Genomic DNA, 16,093 nt, shown 5'->3' with positions numbered 1-16,093 from the left:
CGGTACCCGCACGCCGAAGTCGAGGCTGAAACGGAAATTCCGATGCAAGGGCCCCTCATCGGGATCGCAGGCATCTGCCCGCTTCTGCAACGGCATGGGTCCGGGAAAGAGAGATGCCCGCAAGGATGCCTGCGATCCCAAAGGCTGTCTCTCCGCGGCCATGGCGAAATGCCCGACTGACTCGGCCCCGTTCCCCGGAAGCGCGGGCGCCCTGCCCGCGCTTCCGGACTGAAACTCAGCGGGCGGCTTCCCAGCCCTTGTAGTTCGCCAGATTCTCGCTGGTGATCAGCACGGGGTCGAGCAGGATCACGTTCGGATCCGGCTTCTTGCCCTCGATGATGCCCGCCCCCAGCTCCAGCGCCTTGCCGGCCATCGCGTAGGGATCCTGCGACGCCGAAGCCTTGATCATCGAGGTGCCGCTCTTCAGCTGGACCTCGATATCCGGCGCGCCGTCGACGCTGGTGATGATGAACTCGTTGCGGTTGAGCTGCTTGGCGGCCAGTTCGACGCCGATGGCGGTCGGATCGTTGATCGCGAAGACGGCATCGACCTTCTGGAAGCGGGTGAGCAGGCTCTGCGCCACGGCAAGGCCCCCGTCACGCGAGCCCTTGGCGTCCTGGTCGTCGGACAGAACCTTGATGTCGGGGCTCTTGGCGAACACCTCCTTGCAGCCCTTGACGCGATCGGTCACCGAGGAGACCTGCGGCCCGTTGACGATGAGGACATTGCCTTTGCCCTTGAGCCGGTCGACGATGTACTGGCAGGCTTCGGAGCCCGCCTTGACGTTGTCGGTCATCACGGTGACGTCGGCGCCGGCCGCGGCGACGTCGAAAGCCGCCACCACGATGCCGGCAGCCTGTGCCTTCTTCACGGCCGGCAGGATCGCCTGCGGATCGACGGCGTTGAGCATGATGACGTTCACGCCGGCGGCGATGAAATTGTCGATCTGGGTGAACTGCTTGTTGAGATCGTAGTCGGAGGAGACCGACGTCACCTCGACGCTGGGGTTGATGGCCTTGGCCTTGTCGGTGATGCCCTTGATCGTGGCGACGAAGAAGGGATTGCCGAGCGAACCGACCGAAATACCGACTTTCTTCAAGCTCTGGGCCGATGCCGGGCCGGCAAGCCCCAGCGCCAGGGTCATGGCGACCCCCGTCAACGCGGCGCCTGCAATGCGACGTGAAAACTTCATATGGCTCTCCTCTGGAAACCCTTCCTCCCCCTGCGGCCTCTGGGCCGTCAGGAAGGCAAAAGGTCCGGGAGCGCCGATCCAAAGTCAAGCGAGCAGGCTGGCTTGACGGCGAAATAATCCGACAAATTCAGATTGATGACGGCGGGCCTGCGAGTCCTCCGGATGCACGGGCATCGTGCCGTTCTCGGCAAGGCGGTTTTGGCGACGGAGGAGGAACCGTCAAGATGCCCATAGGCGCTAACTTTGCACAGAATGCGCAGGATTGGAGTGTCGATCTTCAGATCGACATTCTTGCAGATGATACTTTCGCAAGAAAAATATCACGGAAGGAAGATGTCGATCTGAAGATCGACACTCCGCGTTTCGGGCGCTTCAGCCTGCAAAGCTAGCGCCTATTGGCAAGATGCCGTGCCCCGGGACCTGCCGCCCCTGCCTACTTCACCTGATATTCCACCCGGCGGTCGAAGGAATAGAGGTCGTCGCGGCTGTATTTGGAGCGGTCGTCGGCGGCGAAGGGGTCGCGGGCACCGCGGCCCTCCACCCGGATCACCAGGGTCAGGCCCCGGCGGCGCAGGGCGTCCGCCACGGTTTGGGCACGGGCGCGCGACAGGCTCATATTGTATTGGGGATCGCCGCGCTCGTCAGTATGGCCGGTCAGGATCACCGAGTCGGCGCTCTGCGTCTTGAGGAAGTTGAACAGATCGTCCACCGCCTTGTCGCCGTCCTCGGTCAGCACCGCCTCATTGGTGTTGAAGCGGATCGGCACCGGCACGGACACCGCGGTGAAATTGCGGAAGGTCGGCACCATCACGCCTTCGGCCTGGCCGCGCACGCCGCGCGAGGAAATATAGTTCGGCGCCAGCGACTTGGCCTGATAGGCGCGCTTGGCCAGATATTCCTCGATCTCGCGCGGCGGCGCCTTGGGCACGTCCTTGACATTGCGGATGTCGTTGATGGCCGCCTCATAGGCTTCCACCGCTGCCGGATAGTCCTTGGCATCGTATTTCACGTCGCCCAGCGCCATCGCCACTTGCCAGGGCCGGGCGATCGCCGCCGCGCTGGCGACGGCCTGCGGGCTATAGCCCCCGCCGGCCTGTTCGCCGCCGAGCAGGACGGCGAGCGCGATCGAGCGGCGTGCCTTTGCGACATAGGTGCTGTCGCAGGTCGTGTCCTTGGCGATGGCATCGGCCAGCGCCGGCAGGGTATCCGCCTTGCCGGCCCCGATCGCCGCCTTCACCTGGGCATCCAGGCTGGCGCAATCGGCCAGGGCCGCGCCTGCCGACGCCAGGCCGATGACGGTGGCGGCAGCAAGCTTCAGGAGGAAGGAGACGCCCATACTCACCTCCCTCATCGCACCGGGATCACGATGGCCGTGGAGGCGACCGACTGCTTGGCGGCGTCGGGAGCGCCAGGGGCCACCTTGTTGCCCGTCGCCTGCGCGATCTTGGCGAACTGGGCCTGTTTGCGGCTGTCATTGTCGAGGCCGGAGGCTTCCTGGCGGTCCTCATTGGCTTCGACGACGATCTGGCGGGTCAGGCCCTGCTCGAAATTGGGGATCGAGGCAAAGCTGTTGGCCACCGGATCGACAGTCGTACCGGCGATGCTGCGCGTCGCATTGCCCACGCGGCAGACCGCCACCACCTTCTCCTGGCCGGGATCGCGCAGCTTGAAGGCGAATTTCGAGCCGGAACCGCCGAGCACCACCCGCTCTCCCGCCCGGACCGCATTCTCGGTCTGGAACTTGTTGGGGAAGATGATGGTGCCGGTGCCCATCTTGTCGACATTCACCACGAAGAGGTTGCAGTCGCGGGTGGAGACCACCTGCAGCACCGCCTTGTCGCCGATATTGTAGGCGCTCTTGTCCGAGGTCAGCTGCAGGTCGAAGGAACCGCCGGAGGCGGGCTTGTCGATCGGCGGCGCCACGGCCTGGGCGCCTTCGAGCTTGGAGGTGTCGAGCACGCGGTCCTCGGTGGCACCTTCCACGAATTTCGCGAAGAGCTGCTCGAACTGGTCGCGCGGCACGATCCCCTGCTCCAGGCGGCGCATCAGAGCGATGGCCTCAGGGCCGGCATCGATGAAGCGCTGCTTGAACTCTTCCGGCGGATAGCCGTATTCGGCCGCCGCGCGGCGCAGCGACAGGTCGTCCTCATAACGCTTGAACAGGGCGTTGGTCATCTCCACGCCCGCCAGCTTCAGCGTCGGGTCGAGGCCGGCCCGTTTCATCGCCGAATTGAAGCGCTGGAAGTCGTCCTCGATGATCGCATCCATCTTGGCGTTGTCGGGATAGAGCGAGGCGACGGTGTCGCGGATGTCCTTGGAGAAGGAACGGTCGGCGGTCACCGCCTTGCGCACCTCGTCCTTGGCCTTGCGCATGCCCTGATCATGGCAGCCCATGCAGGAAATGCCGTTGGTCACCGAAAGGTCGCGCCGCGAAGGATCGCGCACGATCTGGGTCGGTCCCTTGTCGAGGCGGGTACCGTCGGACTTGTTGAGATAGTAGCCCTGGAAGCCGTTGGGCAGGGAGAAGATGCTCTCGCCGCCGTCATGATGGAAGCCGTTGGCGATACCGTCCTGCTCCGGGCCAAGCGGGTGCAGGAACAGGCTCTGCCTGCCCTTCGAGCCGGCGAAGTCATAGGAGGTCCAGAAATAGCCGGTGCTGATCGGATGGCGCTCGATCAGGCGGTTGTTCTGCGACACACCCGACTTCTGGAAGCCGGCACGCTGAGCGATGAACTTGGCAATGTTGTCCGCCATCGGCACGCCGAGCTTGTCGGTCAGGCCGGGGAAGTCGTTGGGCAGCTGCAGCAGCGTGTCGTAGAGCGGAGGCTGGGACGCGGCGAAGGTGAACCAGTCGCCGCGGACATAGGGCAGTTCGGTGTTGGTCTGCTGGGCGATGAAGTCGTAGGCCCGCACATCCGGCTTGGCGGCATAGGGATAGTTGGCGAGCACCGTGTTCCAGTCGCTCTCCTGCCAGCCGAGATCCTCGAGATTGATCCCCACGATCGTCTTGGCCTCGTCGACGGTGGCGAGCTTGATCACGTCGGAGCGGCGGCCGAGCCCGTTGATCAACTTGACCAGGCCCTGGCGATAGACGTTCATCGCCTCGTCGCTGGCGCAGGCATTGTAGAGATTGGTCAGCGTGAAATAGCGCATGCCGCGCACGCGGTGATCGTCCTGCTTCTGCAGATCGGCCGAGATCGCAGCGACGATGTCTTCGGACGTGACGAATTTGCGCCCGGTGCAGGCGGCGGCTTCCTGATCGCCGGTTGCCTTGATCCAGGTGCGCAACGCCTCGATATCGGCCGTCGTGACCTCCGGCTTCGTGGTGTCGAACTCGTAGTTCACGTCATAGGGCATCTCCTTGTTGAGCACCTGCTGGAACAGCTTGGAGCCCTCGGGATTGCCGGCCTGGACGAGGTGCGGATCGGCGGCAATCTCGTCCAGATGCAGGATATTGCCGAAATTCTTGGCCGGCTTCTCCCGGTTGAGCATGCCGTTCTGGTGGCAGCGCGAGCAATGCTTGTCCAGGACGTCGAAGGCCGCCTTGGCCACCGGATCGCTCGGCACCTTGACGTCGGCCGGAATGCCGGCAGCAGAGGCGGGCGCAGGCGTAGGTGCAGGCGCTGCCGGGGCGGGAGCCGCCGCCGGAGTCGGCGCCGGCTCTGGAGCCGGGGCGGCGGCAGGCGCGGGAGGTGCCGCGGCAGGTGCAGGCGCGGGAGATGCTGCCGGAGCGGCGGCGGGCGCAGGAGCCGGCGCCGGAGTTGCGGCAGGAGCCGCTGCCGGCTCGGGCTCGGCTTCCACGATCGGAGCAGCCGGTGCCGGCGCGGGCTTGGACGCCTCGGCTGCGGCCGCGGCCGGCGCAGGAGCGGCAGCCGGAGCCTCGGCCTGTGCCGGAGGGGCGGGCTTGGCCGTTGCCGGCGTTTCGGCAGGCGCGGGAGCGGGGCTATTCTGGGTGCTGGTCTGGGCAAATGCCTGCGAGGTCGAGGCCGCCAGCCCCACCGTCAGTAGGGCGCCCGCGACCATCAGGCCGGCGATGCGCAAGGGATTGCGGTAAAACATGACGGTCTCCTCACGGGACGATGTGACGGGACGGAGCGGCGAGGCCGCGCCATCCGAGTTGCTTGTTGGCCTTGGCGCCTGCGGCCAGGCGGCATGAACGGGGCAGCTCAATGCCGTCGACGGAACTTCTCGACGGTTTCGCGAACATGGTTGCTGCCATCGGACCGGCGGTAAAGTCGTTCTGGCTGCAGGTCATGGCGAGTTCCTCACGGCACGATTTCATAACGCATGGTCGCGACGGAGCGTCCGACCGCCTTGGCATTGGCCTTGACACCGTCCGCATTGGCGGGCCTGGCGAGGCTGTCGGCAAGTTCGGGCAGGACCGAGCCGTTGACCTCGTCCTGCGGGATCACATCGATCTTGCGCGTGACGAAGCCTTTCGACAGTTTCAGAGGATCGACCGCAACCAGCGCCAGGACTGTACCTTTTGTCACAGAGGTCGCATCGAAGCGCATGCCGTAGCTGGCATCGGGCACCATGATCGGGCTGCCGGCGCGAATGCGGCCATCCTTGCCATGGGCGGCGGCGATCGCATTGGGAAAGAGCTGCACCACCTCGCCCTCGTCGGAGACCGAGAGCAGGATCAGGAAGCCGTCCTGCGACGAGGTCACCTTGAAGCGCATGTCCCTGGTGCCCAAACGCACCGGCGAAGGGGGGAACTGCTCCACGGTAACGCTGTCGGACAATCTGGCGCCCAAGAGATCGAGGATCTTGTCCGCCGTCGGCTTGCCCTGGTTGAGCGCCTCGCCACTGCCTGTCTTGTCGGCCGCGACCTTGAGGGCGGCCCCCTCCCCCGACAGCATCGGCGTCAGGCCCATCTCGCAACGGTCGCGATGGCGCCCGCAATAGGCGGATGACTGCGCCCGCACATAGTCGAGCAGTTCCTGGTTCGAGACGGTGCCGTTGCCATTGGTGTCGGCCAGCCCCTTCTCGATGCCGTCGGCGAAGGCGGTGGTGAAGACGCCGCGATAGGCAGGCGCGGCTTCCTCGTCGACCAGGGCGGTCTGGGCGGGCGAAACCGCCTGCCACTTGACGAAATCCAGGCCCGCCGGCTCGGGCACCGCCACCGGCTCCTCCCCGAGAGCGGGCTCGACCACGATCGAACGGGTGGAGCCGTCGAGTTGCGGCGAGCGGGCCGCCGGGTTGGCCCCGCCGCTGGCCTCCACGCTGATCGCCCGCGTCACCGTGCCGGCATGGCTGGAATCGATCACCTCCGTGATCCGGCGGCCGGCCAGCCGGCCGAGCTGCCGGTCGATCTCGTTGCGGCTCAGCGCATTGCCGAAACCGCCCGGCTTGGCGGCGGCATCGAACGGCAGGAGGATGTCCTCACGCCCGCTACCGGTCTTGGCGGACTGGCCCTGGCCGGCGAAATAGAAGAACACCCGCTCTCCCGGCTTGCTGCGGCCGAGCCAGTCCCGCAGTCCCGCGAGGATCGCCGTGCCGGTGGCCTGATCGTCGACGAGGAGTTGGATATCGTCCTTGCCATAACCAAGCGTACCCGTCAGCAGCCCCTGCATGCGCAGGGCATCGGCGCGGGCGCCGCCTCCGAGCTCGGCCGAAAGCCTGCTGTCCCGGTAGCTATCGATGCCGACGATCAGGGCCTTGTCGGCCAGGGCCTGACCGGCGGTCATCAGGGCCGCCAAGCATACGATGATCTGGCACACGGCGATCGGGCCCGCGGCGATCTGAAAGTGTCGCATGAAGCGCATCATGGCGTCCCCGCGCTGGTGAAGACATTGGCGATGCCGACCGTGACCGACTGACCGCTCAGGGCGTTCTTCAGCGTGTCGGGCAGATCCTGGGCGGCCTGCGGCCTCGACAATTTCTGCAGGGCGGTATGGAGCTGGTCCAGCGGCTGGTCGGACAGGACGGCGACCAGGTGCTCGGCGCCGAAAGGCGGATCGCGCACCTGCAGCGGCAGGGTGAAGGGCTTGCCGCTCCAATCCTCGTCGCGCTCGGCCTGGGAGGTCGGATAGAGGAATTCGACCTTGCCGTTGGGCGGCAGGTTGAACAGCGTCATGAAACGGTGGCTGGAGGCGGCGAGGCCCACCGTCAGCTTTTCACCGCGATTGAAGGTACGCGAACCGCCCGCCACTTCGAAAGGCTGGATCGAACCGCCGGCCATGGCCTGCAGGAAGGCGATCGCCCGCCATTTGGCGACGATGCCGCCGAGCCCCGAAGGCTGCACGCCCTCGGCCACCACGCCGGCCACGCGCTTTTCCACGGTGCCGGCCGCCGCATCATAGACGAGGTCGGCGCCGGCCTCGTCATCCACCAGCGTCGCACCGGGGGGAGCATCGGGGAGGCTGCCATTGCGCACGGCAAGCGCGAGCTTGGTATTCGTCGCGGCCTGCTCGGCAACGGCGATCGCCTTCACGATGTCGTCCTGGCTCCCCTTCGGGCCGGCCGCGACGGAGCGGAAGACGGGAATGTCGCGGCTGATGTCGGGGAAGGATTGCGAGACCTGCTGGCTCTGCGTCGCCTGCAGCACGAAAGCGCGCACGAAGGCAACGAGTTCCTTCTCGGTGGTCGTCCCGTCCCCATCGGCATCGGCCTTGCCCTCCACCGCGCGCGAGAAAGCATAGGACAAGGCGCCGCGCGGCTGGCCGTCGATCGCCACCTCCGGCACCAGCTTGTCGTCGGAAACCCCCGCCAGGAAGGTGAAGGGATCGTTGGCGGCGATCTTGGTGGAGACGTCGGGCACGGGCGGGGCGAATTCCAGCAATTCCTCGCGCGAGATCTTGGCCTGCGGCGTCGCCCGGTAGGTCAGGCTCAGGCTGACCGAACGATACATCGTGCCGGAGTTGCAGGCGTCGATGACGACGACGGGGTAGACCTGCTTGGCCGCCGCCTGCTTGAGCAGCACCGCCATTTCCTTGTCGACGATACGGTTGAGGCCGCCCGGCAGCTTGGGGGCGAAGTCCGTCATCACCAGGATGTTGTTCAAGCCGTCCGGCGAATCGGGATCGTTCGGCTTGCCCGGTTCGCGCGAGCCATGGCCGGCATAGGTGAAGTAGAACGTGTCGCCGGGCTGGGCCTGGTCCATCAACTCCTTCCAGGCGGCGAGGATATTGGGCTTGGTCGCCTGCTTGTCGGTGAGCAGGGTCAGCTTCTTGACGCCGGCCTTGGTCAGGGCCTGGGCAATGTCCTTGGCGTCGTTGACGGCCCCGTGCAGGGAATTGATCGGCGCTTCATAGGCATCGATCCCCACCACCAGCGCATAGGAATCGGCGGCCAGCGCCGGTGAGGCGAGAGCGAGCCCCGCCCCGGTCAGAACCGCCCTGATCGACGTCAGAATTCTCGGCGCTCGCACCACGTATCGTCCCTGCCTGCAACAAAGCGCGCTTATGAGAAAACGCCGCTTGGTTCTTACCTCTTTGTTTTGACGCGCCCTGCGTGATTCCATCGGGACAGGGGCGCCCCGCCCCGAGAAACCTGCTTGGAGCTTAGCCCGATCAATCGATCGGATCACGCTCCAAGCCCTTGTTTCGACGCATAATCTTGTCCAGGAAGCCGTGCGGCTTCTTGGGATTATGTTCTAGGGCTTCTTCGGCGCCTTGCCCGGGATCGCCGGCAGCGTCACCAGAAAGGCAGCCATCGCCTTGCGGTCGTCGTCACTGAGATGGCCCGTATTCTGGATCACCTCCGCCATGCTGCCACCGGCCGAATCATAGTCAGGCGTAAAGCCATCCTTCAGGAAACTCGCGATCTGCGCCTCGGTCCAGCTGCCGATGCCGTCGGCATGGGGGGTGATGTTGGGCACCCAGCCCTTGCCTTCCGGATCGGGCCCGCCCGAAAACCGTTTATCCGCTTCAATACCGCCAAAGGCGTTGCGCGGGCTGTGACATTCGGAACAGTGGCCGGGACCGAGCACCAGATAGGCGCCGCGATTCCATTCGGCGCTCTTGGACGCATCGGGCTTGAAGGGCTTGTCGTCGAAGAACAGGAACTTCCAGCCGCCGAGCAGACGGCGGATGTTGAAGGGAAAGCCGATCGCATGCGGCTTGTCGACGGTATCGACCGCCGGCAGCGTCTTCATATAGGCATAGAGATCGCGCACATCCTCCAGCTTCATATGGGCATAGGAGGTGTAGGGCAGGGCCGGATAGAGATGCTCGCCCTCGCGCCCGACGCCGCGCTGCAGCGCATTGACGAATTCGAGTTCGCTCCAGGCGCCGATGCCTTGTTTGGCATCGGGGGAAATATTGGGGGCGTAGAACGTGCCGAAGGGCGAGCCCAGGGCCAGGCCGCCGCCGAGCTTGAGCCGATCCTCCTGGCCGGGGGACTTATGGCAGGAGACGCAACCGCCGATATTGAAGATGGTCTCGCCATTGGCGAGGTCCGGCTTGTAATCCGCCGAGAGGGCGGAGGCCGGCAAGGGCGAGGGTTGCGTGACGAACCAGAACACGCCCAGCCCGATCAGGCCAAGCACCACCAACCCACCGAGTATTCGGTTCAGTGACATCCGGGAAAGCCCCCTTTTCCGGCTTGAACGCCATTGTCCAGGCCTGTCTCGCCCGACAGCCGCCGCACCGGTTTTATTCCCGGCGCGTGCCCGTCCGTAGGTTTCCCGGCCCTTATCGTTTTTTGACCCGGGCGTCCCGCCCCCGGAGCGTTTTGTAATTTGAACGACCGGTTCAAATTACAAAACGCTCCGGATGTCCCGGGTCATCGAGGCATCGCGCGGCGCGGCGGGACCCGCCAGGCGCCGCGCAGACGCCTTCAAAACGACATTACCGGGACGAGCCCGGCAATGTCAGCTTGAGATCAAGTCTGGGTGAAGCATCCCCGGCAGGTCTGCTCGAACCTCAGTTCTTCTTGATGCGGTAGGTGCCGTGGCAGGCGTTGCAGTTGGAGGCAACCGTGCCGAAAGCCTTGGCGAAGCTGGCCTGGTCGGCCGCGGCGAGGGCGGCGGTTGCATCGGTGCCGAGCTTGGCGGCCGCGGCCTTGAAGCCGGCCTGGTCTTCCCAGATCTTCGGCGCAGCCGTGGTCGGATCGGTGCCGCCGGTCTTGCTGTCATCCGGGAAGAGCGTGGGCAGCTTGGCCGAGTCGTCGACATAGACCTGCAGCAGGGCCTTGACCTTGGCCGCGTCGAACGGCGTCTCGCCCTTGGCGACCGCCGCCAGTTCCTTGGTGTTCTTGGCCATGGTCTTCATCAAGGCCTGCCGATCCTCGATCGGGCCGGCGAAAGCCGAGGCGGCGCCGGCGGCAACCAGAGCGGCGGCAATAACGAAACGTTTCATACAGTTCTCCCTCACATGGGCAAAACGACGCGGTGGCAAATAGCACCTCGTTTTTGTTTCAATCGCAAGTGGGTAGCTTTGAATTATTTCAAATCATACGGCGGATTTTGCGCTTGACCTTCGCGGATGTCATGGTCGCGTCATGCCGCGAGATGAATGCCGGCAGCGGGACGGACTTCCCTGGCGCCCGACAATTGGCCGGTACCGTCGATCAAAAAAGTATCACTCTTGACGCCGAAGGCTGGTAGCTAGCGCCGCCGCGTTGCAGTAGGCTCCCTGGTACCGGGCAAACCTCAACAAGAAGCCAAGCCCGGTCGGCCTGGTATGTGGGAGGCGAGAACGATGGAGCCACAGCTCGAACTGGTGCAGATTCACAGCGGCGAATCCTTCATCGTCTGGGCGCATGGCTACCCCTTCCGCACGGTTCGCTGGCATTTTCATCCCGAATACGAGATTCACCTGATCACCGATACGACGGGGCATTATTTCGTCGGCGATTTCATCGGCGACTTCGCCCCCGGCAATCTGGTGATGACGGGTCCCAACCTGCCGCACAACTGGATCAGCGACGTCCCGGAGGGCACCACCATCCCCCGCCGCTGCATCGTGCTGCAATTCACTCAGACCTTCATCGAATCCTGCATCGGCGTCTTCCCGGAACTCGAGGCGGTGGCCGCCCTGCTCGACGAGAGCCGGCGCGGCCTGCTGTTCCGGGCTGCGACTGGCGAGACCGCCCGCAGGATCATGACGGCGCTTCTCAACGCCCATGGCGCCGAGCGCATCGCCCTGTTCGTGCAGTTGCTCGGCCTGCTCACCGCCGACAAGGGCCGCAAGAATCTCACCAGCGCGGGCTATCTGCCCGACCCCTCGGCCTATATGTCCGGCGGCATGAACCGGGCGCTCGCCTATGTCGGCGAACATCTCGACGGCAATATGAGCGAGAGCGCCATCGCCGCCATTGCCGGCATGACGCCGGGCGGCTTCTCGCGTGCCTTCAAGCGCCATACCGGCATGACCTTCGTGCACTATGTCAATCGCATGCGCATCAATCTGGCCTGCCAGCTGCTGATGAGCGAGAAGAGCCCGGTGACCGACATCTGCTTCCGGATCGGCTTCAACAATCTGTCGAATTTCAACCGGCACTTCGCCCTGCAGAAAGGCATGTCGCCGAGCCGCTTCCGCGCCCTGTTCAACGAAAACCGCACCGCCAATTTCGCGGCGTGACGGCGGCTTCGTCGCCCGGAGCTCCGCAACAAACACAATCGATATCCAGCACAGAGGAACGCCATGCCCGCCAGCAATTCGAGAATGACGGCCATCGTCTGCCACGGTCCCGAGGACTACCGGGTCGAGGAGGTCGGCCGCCCGGTGGCCGGCCAGAACGAACTGGTCGTGAAGATCGGGGCCTGCGGCATCTGCGCCAGCGACTGCAAATGCTGGTCGGGCGCCGCCATGTTCTGGGGCGGCAAGAATCCCTATGTGAAGCCGCCCGTCATTCCGGGGCATGAATTCTTCGGTTATGTCGAGGAACTGGGGCCGGGGGCGGCCGAGCATTTCGGCGTGAAGGCCGGCGACATGGTGATCGCCGAGCAGATCGTGCCCTGCGACCGCTGCCGCTATTGCCGCTCGGGCAGCTACTGGATGTGCGAGGTGCACAACATCTTCGGCTTCCAGCGCGAGGTCGCCGATGGCGGCATGAGCGAATATATGAAGTTCCCGTCCACGGCGCGCGTGCACAAGATCCCGGCGGAAATGCCGCTGGCCGATGCCGCGGTGATCGAGCCCTTGTCCTGCGCCATCCACACGGTGCAGCGCGGCGACATCCAGCTCGCCGACGTGGTGGTGATCGCCGGCGCCGGCCCGCTCGGCCTGCTGATGACGCAGGTCGCCCGGCTGAAGACGCCCAAGAAGCTGGTGGTGGTCGACCTGATGGAAGACCGGCTGGAACTCGCCCGGGGCTTCGGGGCCGACGTCACCATCAACCCCAAGACGCAGGACGTCGACGAGGTCTTGCGCTCCCTCACCGACGGCTATGGCTGCGACGTCTATATCGAGACCACCGGCCATCCCAGCGGCGTCACCCAGGGCCTGCAGATCATCCGCAAGCTCGGGCGCTTCGTGGAATTTTCGGTGTTCGGCAAGGAAACCTCGGCGGACTGGTCGATCATCGGCGACCGCAAGGAGCTCGATATCCGCGGCGCCCATCTCGGCCCCTATTGCTATCCGATCGCCATCGACCTGCTGACGCGCGGGCTGGTGACATCGAAGGGCATCGTCACCCATCAATACGACCTGGCCGACTGGGACGAGGCGCTCAAGCTCGCCAACTCGACCGACTCGATCAAGGTGCTGCTGACGCCGGGATACCGCCGTTAGGCTCTGACAGCGACACTTCCCGCTCGGCGGCATCCACCCTTCCGCCCGGCGGGTCAAAGCATCGGCAGGGATCGTCCCCCGTCTTCTCTCCCAAGCAGAGGGACGAACCCTGCCCGAGGGCCGGTGCTTCTTGCGTCCCGGCGCGCCGGCCCTCATATCTTGCCGAAACGGGCACCTGTTTCGCCCCCGGATCCGCATGAACTATCTCGCCCATCTCCTGCTCTCGCCGCCCGATGCGGCGTTCAGGGTCGGCAATCTCCTGCCCGACCTGCTGCGGCTGCCGCAGCTCGAACAGTTCGAGGGCCGTTATCGCGACGGCATCGAGCTGCATCGGCGCATCGACGCCTTCACCGATGCCCATCCCCTCACGCGGCACAGCCGCCAACGTCTCTGGCCGACCTTCCGGCGCTTTTCCGGCGTCATCGTCGACGTCGTCTACGACCACTGCCTGATCCAGCGCTGGGAGCGCTATCACCGGCAGCCCCTGCCGATATTCCTGGCCGAGGTGCGGGCCTCCTTGCCTGCCACGCGCGCCGACCTGCCGGACAAGGCCTATCGGCGTATCGATTCCCTCACGCAATGGCTCGGCGACTACGAGACGATGGAAGGCGTCAGCACCGCCATGACCCATCTTGGCAAGCGCTTGCGCCGGCCGGTGGAATTCGTCGGGCTCCAGACTGTGCTGGAACAGCAGCAGCAGGGATTTCTCGAGGATTTCGACGCCTTCTTCCCCGATCTCCTCGCCATGGCCGAGAGCGCCATGAATGGCGGCGCTCAAAAGTAATCTAATTGTAATGATGCCTTAGAGCCTCGTTAACATCTGTGCCCAAACATTGTCACGCGGGGGCAAGAACGAGGAATTCATGCAAACATGACTCAACTATCGATTTTCGCACTGGTCATTTTCGCTCTTTCGACCACAGGTGTACTTGCGTCATCGCCAAAATCTCTAGGTGTATTCGGCAAATGGAGCACGTGGTCCTATACTGATAACTCGGGGAACCACTGTTTTATCTATTCTAGCCCGATCAGCAAAGAGCCCGCATCGCTCAATCATGGCGATGTTTCCTTCTTCATTCGTGCCGCCAGGCAGACGGAGGCCCGCAGCGAGGCGAGCCTGCAGACCGGCTATGCCCTTGCCGGCAATGCCGACATCCTGGTCAATGTGGGAGCTCAGCCCTTCCACATGATCTCATCCGGCAATGGCGCCTGGCTGCGGCGGTCGGGCACGCGGGAGACGGAATTCCTCGCCGCCCTCAAGCAGGAGCGCACCATGACCGTCGACGCGGTCTCGGGCCGGGGCAACAAGACCCATTACGTCTTTTCGCTCGATGGCGTGACCAAGGCGATGGCCCGCCTGCGCCAGGCCTGCCCCTAAGGGGTAATGCTGGATCTTCGAATTCGCACGGCCTTTGTCATAGCCTGGCTCGACCCGGCTATGACAACAGTCGGGCCCGCCGGTCTTTCGGGGTCGCCAAAGACAATCCGATCATCGTTAACGGCCGCAGGAGCTCCCGTAAGGAAAGATTCACTATCCGCACGATAGTCTGAGGCCCTGTAAGTGTCTCCTGTTGCGTTTGAGTGATTTCATGACCTCCTCCTGGCTTTCCTTTTCGTTCCAGAACCGGGAGACTTCATCCCGCCGCGCTTCTTCGCGAATTGGAAGTTCGAGAACGGGATGGTCCGGCGCCCCGCTGCGCGGTCTGGTCGCCATTCGGCGCCTGGGTGCTCTGACCTCCGCCCTCGTCGTCGCCTTCACCCTCCCGGCTTTCGCCAACGAGGAGCCCAACTATTCCCCGCGCACCTATGAGCTGACACTCAGGGCGATCTCCGCCTATGAGGAGATCGCCGACAATGGCGGCTGGCAGGCCCTGCCGCCGGCGGCCGCCGGCCTGAGGATCGGCGCCAGGGGCAAGTTCGCCAAGGCCCTGCGCGACCGGCTGACCGCCACCCGCGACCTCGATCCGTCCCTGCCCGCCAGCAGCGAGTTCGACCAGGCCACGCAGGATGCGCTCAAGCGCTTCCAGGCCCGGCACGGCCTGAGCGAGACCGGCTCGGTCGGCCGCCTGACCATGCTGGCGCTCAACGTACCGGTGGAGCAGCGGCTGCGCGAGCTCGACGCCTCCGCCAACCGCCTGGCTGCCCTCAAATTCAAGTTCGGCGAGCGCTACATCGTCTCCAACATTCCCGCCGCCGCCCTGGAGGCGGTCGACAATGGCGTGGTGGCGCGCACCTACACCACTGTGGTCGGCCGTCCCGACCGCGCCTCGCCGACCCTGCAGACCAAGGTCGTCGCCATCAACATCCTGCCCTACTGGAACGCGCCGCAGTCGATCTTCAAGGCCGACATCATGCCCAAGCTCCAGAAGGATCCGGGCTATCTGAAGGCCAACCATATCCGGCTCTATCGCGGCCGCCAGGAGATCGATCCGGCCACCGTGGACTGGAGCAAGGCGCGTGCTTCCGATTTCCTCGCCAAGCAGGATCCCGGCGTGTGGAACTCGCTCGGCTTCCTGCGCATCGACATGCCCAACTCCGACGCCGTCTACATGCACGACACCTCCCATCGCGAGCTCTTCCGCAACGATGTGCGCTTCCAGTCCTCGGGCTGCATCCGCGTCGCCGGCGCGCAGGATCTCGCCGCCTGGATCATGGAGGGCTCCGAATGGAGCGGCCAGGCCATCCAGGACCAGATCGATTCCGGCGAGCCCAAGACCATCAAGCCGGCCAAGCCGATTCCCGTGGCCTGGGTCTATCTGACCGGCTGGGGCGGCCCCGACGGCAGCGTGCAGTTCCGCCCGGACGTCTACAATTTCGACACGCCGGCCGATCAGCTCGTGGCCAAGGACGCCAACGCCCAGCCCACTCCGGTGGATCGCACCGGCTCGGTGCCGGTGGCGCCACCGAAGGCGGCCAGCCCGGCGACGCCCAAACCCATTTCCGCCAAACCCGCGTCGGTGCCTGCCGCCCCGGCGAGGCCGGCCGCCGTCAAGCCCGTGAGCGCCAAGATCGCGAGCGTGAAGGCGCCTGCCAGCAGGACGGTGACGGTCAAGACCATTCCCGTCTCGATCAGCCTGCCGGCGGACTGATCGCCCCCCTGCCTCACCGCCCTTCCGCGCGACGCCCCCGCTCCGATGGCGGGGCGTTGCGCTTTTCAAGGCATACGGATTTTGGTGGGTGGAATCACCCCTTTCCACGGCGGCGCGCGGAAGCGAGCCATTCG

General features: G+C 64.9%; 14 protein-coding genes. 6 read left to right on the top strand and 8 right to left on the bottom strand.

Going from position 1 to position 16,093, the window contains the following annotated elements:
* Positions 1-235 precede the first annotated feature (235 nt).
* Positions 236-1,192 carry an ABC transporter substrate-binding protein gene (locus J8I29_RS25475; protein WP_209433802.1) on the bottom strand — a complete coding sequence of 319 codons (957 nt, stop codon included), beginning with the start codon at positions 1,190-1,192 and terminating at the stop codon, positions 236-238.
* 224 nt (positions 1,193-1,416) lie between these two features.
* Here J8I29_RS25475 and J8I29_RS25470 point away from each other — a divergent pair, with 224 nt between their 5' ends.
* The gene (locus tag J8I29_RS25470; RefSeq protein ID WP_209433801.1) at positions 1,417-1,581 is read left to right on the top strand and encodes a hypothetical protein; all 165 of its coding nucleotides are present in this window, start codon (positions 1,417-1,419) and stop codon (positions 1,579-1,581) included.
* Between the two features lie 44 nt (positions 1,582-1,625).
* Here J8I29_RS25470 and J8I29_RS25465 read toward each other — a convergent pair whose 3' ends face one another.
* From J8I29_RS25465 to J8I29_RS25435, 7 genes are all read right to left on the bottom strand, one after another.
* On the bottom strand, positions 1,626-2,528 hold the full coding sequence (locus J8I29_RS25465) for an OmpA family protein (RefSeq protein WP_209433800.1): 903 nt from the start codon (positions 2,526-2,528) through the stop codon (positions 1,626-1,628).
* Between the two features lie 11 nt (positions 2,529-2,539).
* Positions 2,540-5,251, bottom strand: coding sequence for a DUF4384 domain-containing protein (locus J8I29_RS25460; RefSeq protein ID WP_209433799.1), 2,712 nt, complete (start codon positions 5,249-5,251; stop codon positions 2,540-2,542).
* A gap of 10 nt (positions 5,252-5,261) precedes the next feature.
* On the bottom strand, positions 5,262-5,447 hold the full coding sequence (locus tag J8I29_RS25455; protein ID WP_209433798.1) for a hypothetical protein: 186 nt from the start codon (positions 5,445-5,447) through the stop codon (positions 5,262-5,264).
* A gap of 10 nt (positions 5,448-5,457) precedes the next feature.
* Entirely contained in the window at positions 5,458-6,951 is a 1,494-nt protein-coding gene (locus J8I29_RS25450) for a caspase family protein (protein WP_209433797.1), read from the bottom strand.
* Positions 6,952-6,959: 8 nt separating this feature from the next.
* The gene (locus J8I29_RS25445) at positions 6,960-8,564 is read right to left on the bottom strand and encodes a caspase family protein (protein ID WP_209433796.1); all 1,605 of its coding nucleotides are present in this window, start codon (positions 8,562-8,564) and stop codon (positions 6,960-6,962) included.
* A 225-nt stretch (positions 8,565-8,789) separates the two neighbouring features.
* A complete protein-coding gene (locus tag J8I29_RS25440; RefSeq protein WP_209433795.1) occupies positions 8,790-9,716 on the bottom strand; it encodes a cytochrome c in 927 nt (308 codons plus the stop codon).
* A 343-nt stretch (positions 9,717-10,059) separates the two neighbouring features.
* Positions 10,060-10,494: a cytochrome c gene (locus J8I29_RS25435; RefSeq protein WP_209433794.1), complete on the bottom strand. Its 435-nt coding sequence runs from the start codon at positions 10,492-10,494 to the stop codon at positions 10,060-10,062.
* 342 nt (positions 10,495-10,836) lie between these two features.
* Here J8I29_RS25435 and J8I29_RS25430 point away from each other — a divergent pair, with 342 nt between their 5' ends.
* From J8I29_RS25430 to J8I29_RS25410, 5 genes are all read left to right on the top strand, one after another.
* Positions 10,837-11,718 carry an AraC family transcriptional regulator gene (locus tag J8I29_RS25430; RefSeq protein ID WP_209433793.1) on the top strand — a complete coding sequence of 294 codons (882 nt, stop codon included), beginning with the start codon at positions 10,837-10,839 and terminating at the stop codon, positions 11,716-11,718.
* A gap of 63 nt (positions 11,719-11,781) precedes the next feature.
* Positions 11,782-12,870, top strand: coding sequence for an alcohol dehydrogenase catalytic domain-containing protein (locus J8I29_RS25425; RefSeq protein WP_245197362.1), 1,089 nt, complete (start codon positions 11,782-11,784; stop codon positions 12,868-12,870).
* 196 nt (positions 12,871-13,066) lie between these two features.
* The gene (locus J8I29_RS25420) at positions 13,067-13,654 is read left to right on the top strand and encodes an ACP phosphodiesterase (protein ID WP_209433792.1); all 588 of its coding nucleotides are present in this window, start codon (positions 13,067-13,069) and stop codon (positions 13,652-13,654) included.
* A gap of 87 nt (positions 13,655-13,741) precedes the next feature.
* On the top strand, positions 13,742-14,248 hold the full coding sequence (locus J8I29_RS25415) for an invasion associated locus B family protein (protein ID WP_209433791.1): 507 nt from the start codon (positions 13,742-13,744) through the stop codon (positions 14,246-14,248).
* 211 nt (positions 14,249-14,459) lie between these two features.
* Positions 14,460-15,959 carry a L,D-transpeptidase family protein gene (locus tag J8I29_RS25410; protein ID WP_209433790.1) on the top strand — a complete coding sequence of 500 codons (1,500 nt, stop codon included), beginning with the start codon at positions 14,460-14,462 and terminating at the stop codon, positions 15,957-15,959.
* Positions 15,960-16,093 lie beyond the last annotated feature (134 nt).

Source organism: Labrys sp. LIt4 (genome assembly GCF_017813775.1).
Taxonomy (GTDB): Bacteria; Pseudomonadota; Alphaproteobacteria; order Rhizobiales; family Labraceae; genus Labrys; species Labrys okinawensis_A.
This window is presented reverse-complemented; position numbering and strand designations above follow the sequence as displayed.

What these genes read in the sequence shown, in the direction of transcription:
- J8I29_RS25415 (WP_209433791.1), top strand. Translation starts at nt 13,742, where the DNA reads ATGACTCAACTATCGATTTTCGCACTGGTCATTTTCGCTCTTTCGACC.
- J8I29_RS25475 (WP_209433802.1), bottom strand. Translation starts at nt 1,192, where the DNA reads ATGAAGTTTTCACGTCGCATTGCAGGCGCCGCGTTGACGGGGGTCGCC.
- J8I29_RS25425 (WP_245197362.1), top strand. Translation starts at nt 11,782, where the DNA reads ATGCCCGCCAGCAATTCGAGAATGACGGCCATCGTCTGCCACGGTCCC.
- J8I29_RS25420 (WP_209433792.1), top strand. Translation starts at nt 13,067, where the DNA reads ATGAACTATCTCGCCCATCTCCTGCTCTCGCCGCCCGATGCGGCGTTC.
- J8I29_RS25460 (WP_209433799.1), bottom strand. Translation starts at nt 5,251, where the DNA reads ATGTTTTACCGCAATCCCTTGCGCATCGCCGGCCTGATGGTCGCGGGC.
- J8I29_RS25465 (WP_209433800.1), bottom strand. Translation starts at nt 2,528, where the DNA reads ATGGGCGTCTCCTTCCTCCTGAAGCTTGCTGCCGCCACCGTCATCGGC.
- J8I29_RS25455 (WP_209433798.1), bottom strand. Translation starts at nt 5,447, where the DNA reads ATGACCTGCAGCCAGAACGACTTTACCGCCGGTCCGATGGCAGCAACC.
- J8I29_RS25430 (WP_209433793.1), top strand. Translation starts at nt 10,837, where the DNA reads ATGGAGCCACAGCTCGAACTGGTGCAGATTCACAGCGGCGAATCCTTC.
- J8I29_RS25410 (WP_209433790.1), top strand. Translation starts at nt 14,460, where the DNA reads ATGACCTCCTCCTGGCTTTCCTTTTCGTTCCAGAACCGGGAGACTTCA.
- J8I29_RS25450 (WP_209433797.1), bottom strand. Translation starts at nt 6,951, where the DNA reads ATGCGACACTTTCAGATCGCCGCGGGCCCGATCGCCGTGTGCCAGATC.
- J8I29_RS25470 (WP_209433801.1), top strand. Translation starts at nt 1,417, where the DNA reads ATGCCCATAGGCGCTAACTTTGCACAGAATGCGCAGGATTGGAGTGTC.
- J8I29_RS25440 (WP_209433795.1), bottom strand. Translation starts at nt 9,716, where the DNA reads ATGTCACTGAACCGAATACTCGGTGGGTTGGTGGTGCTTGGCCTGATC.
- J8I29_RS25435 (WP_209433794.1), bottom strand. Translation starts at nt 10,494, where the DNA reads ATGAAACGTTTCGTTATTGCCGCCGCTCTGGTTGCCGCCGGCGCCGCC.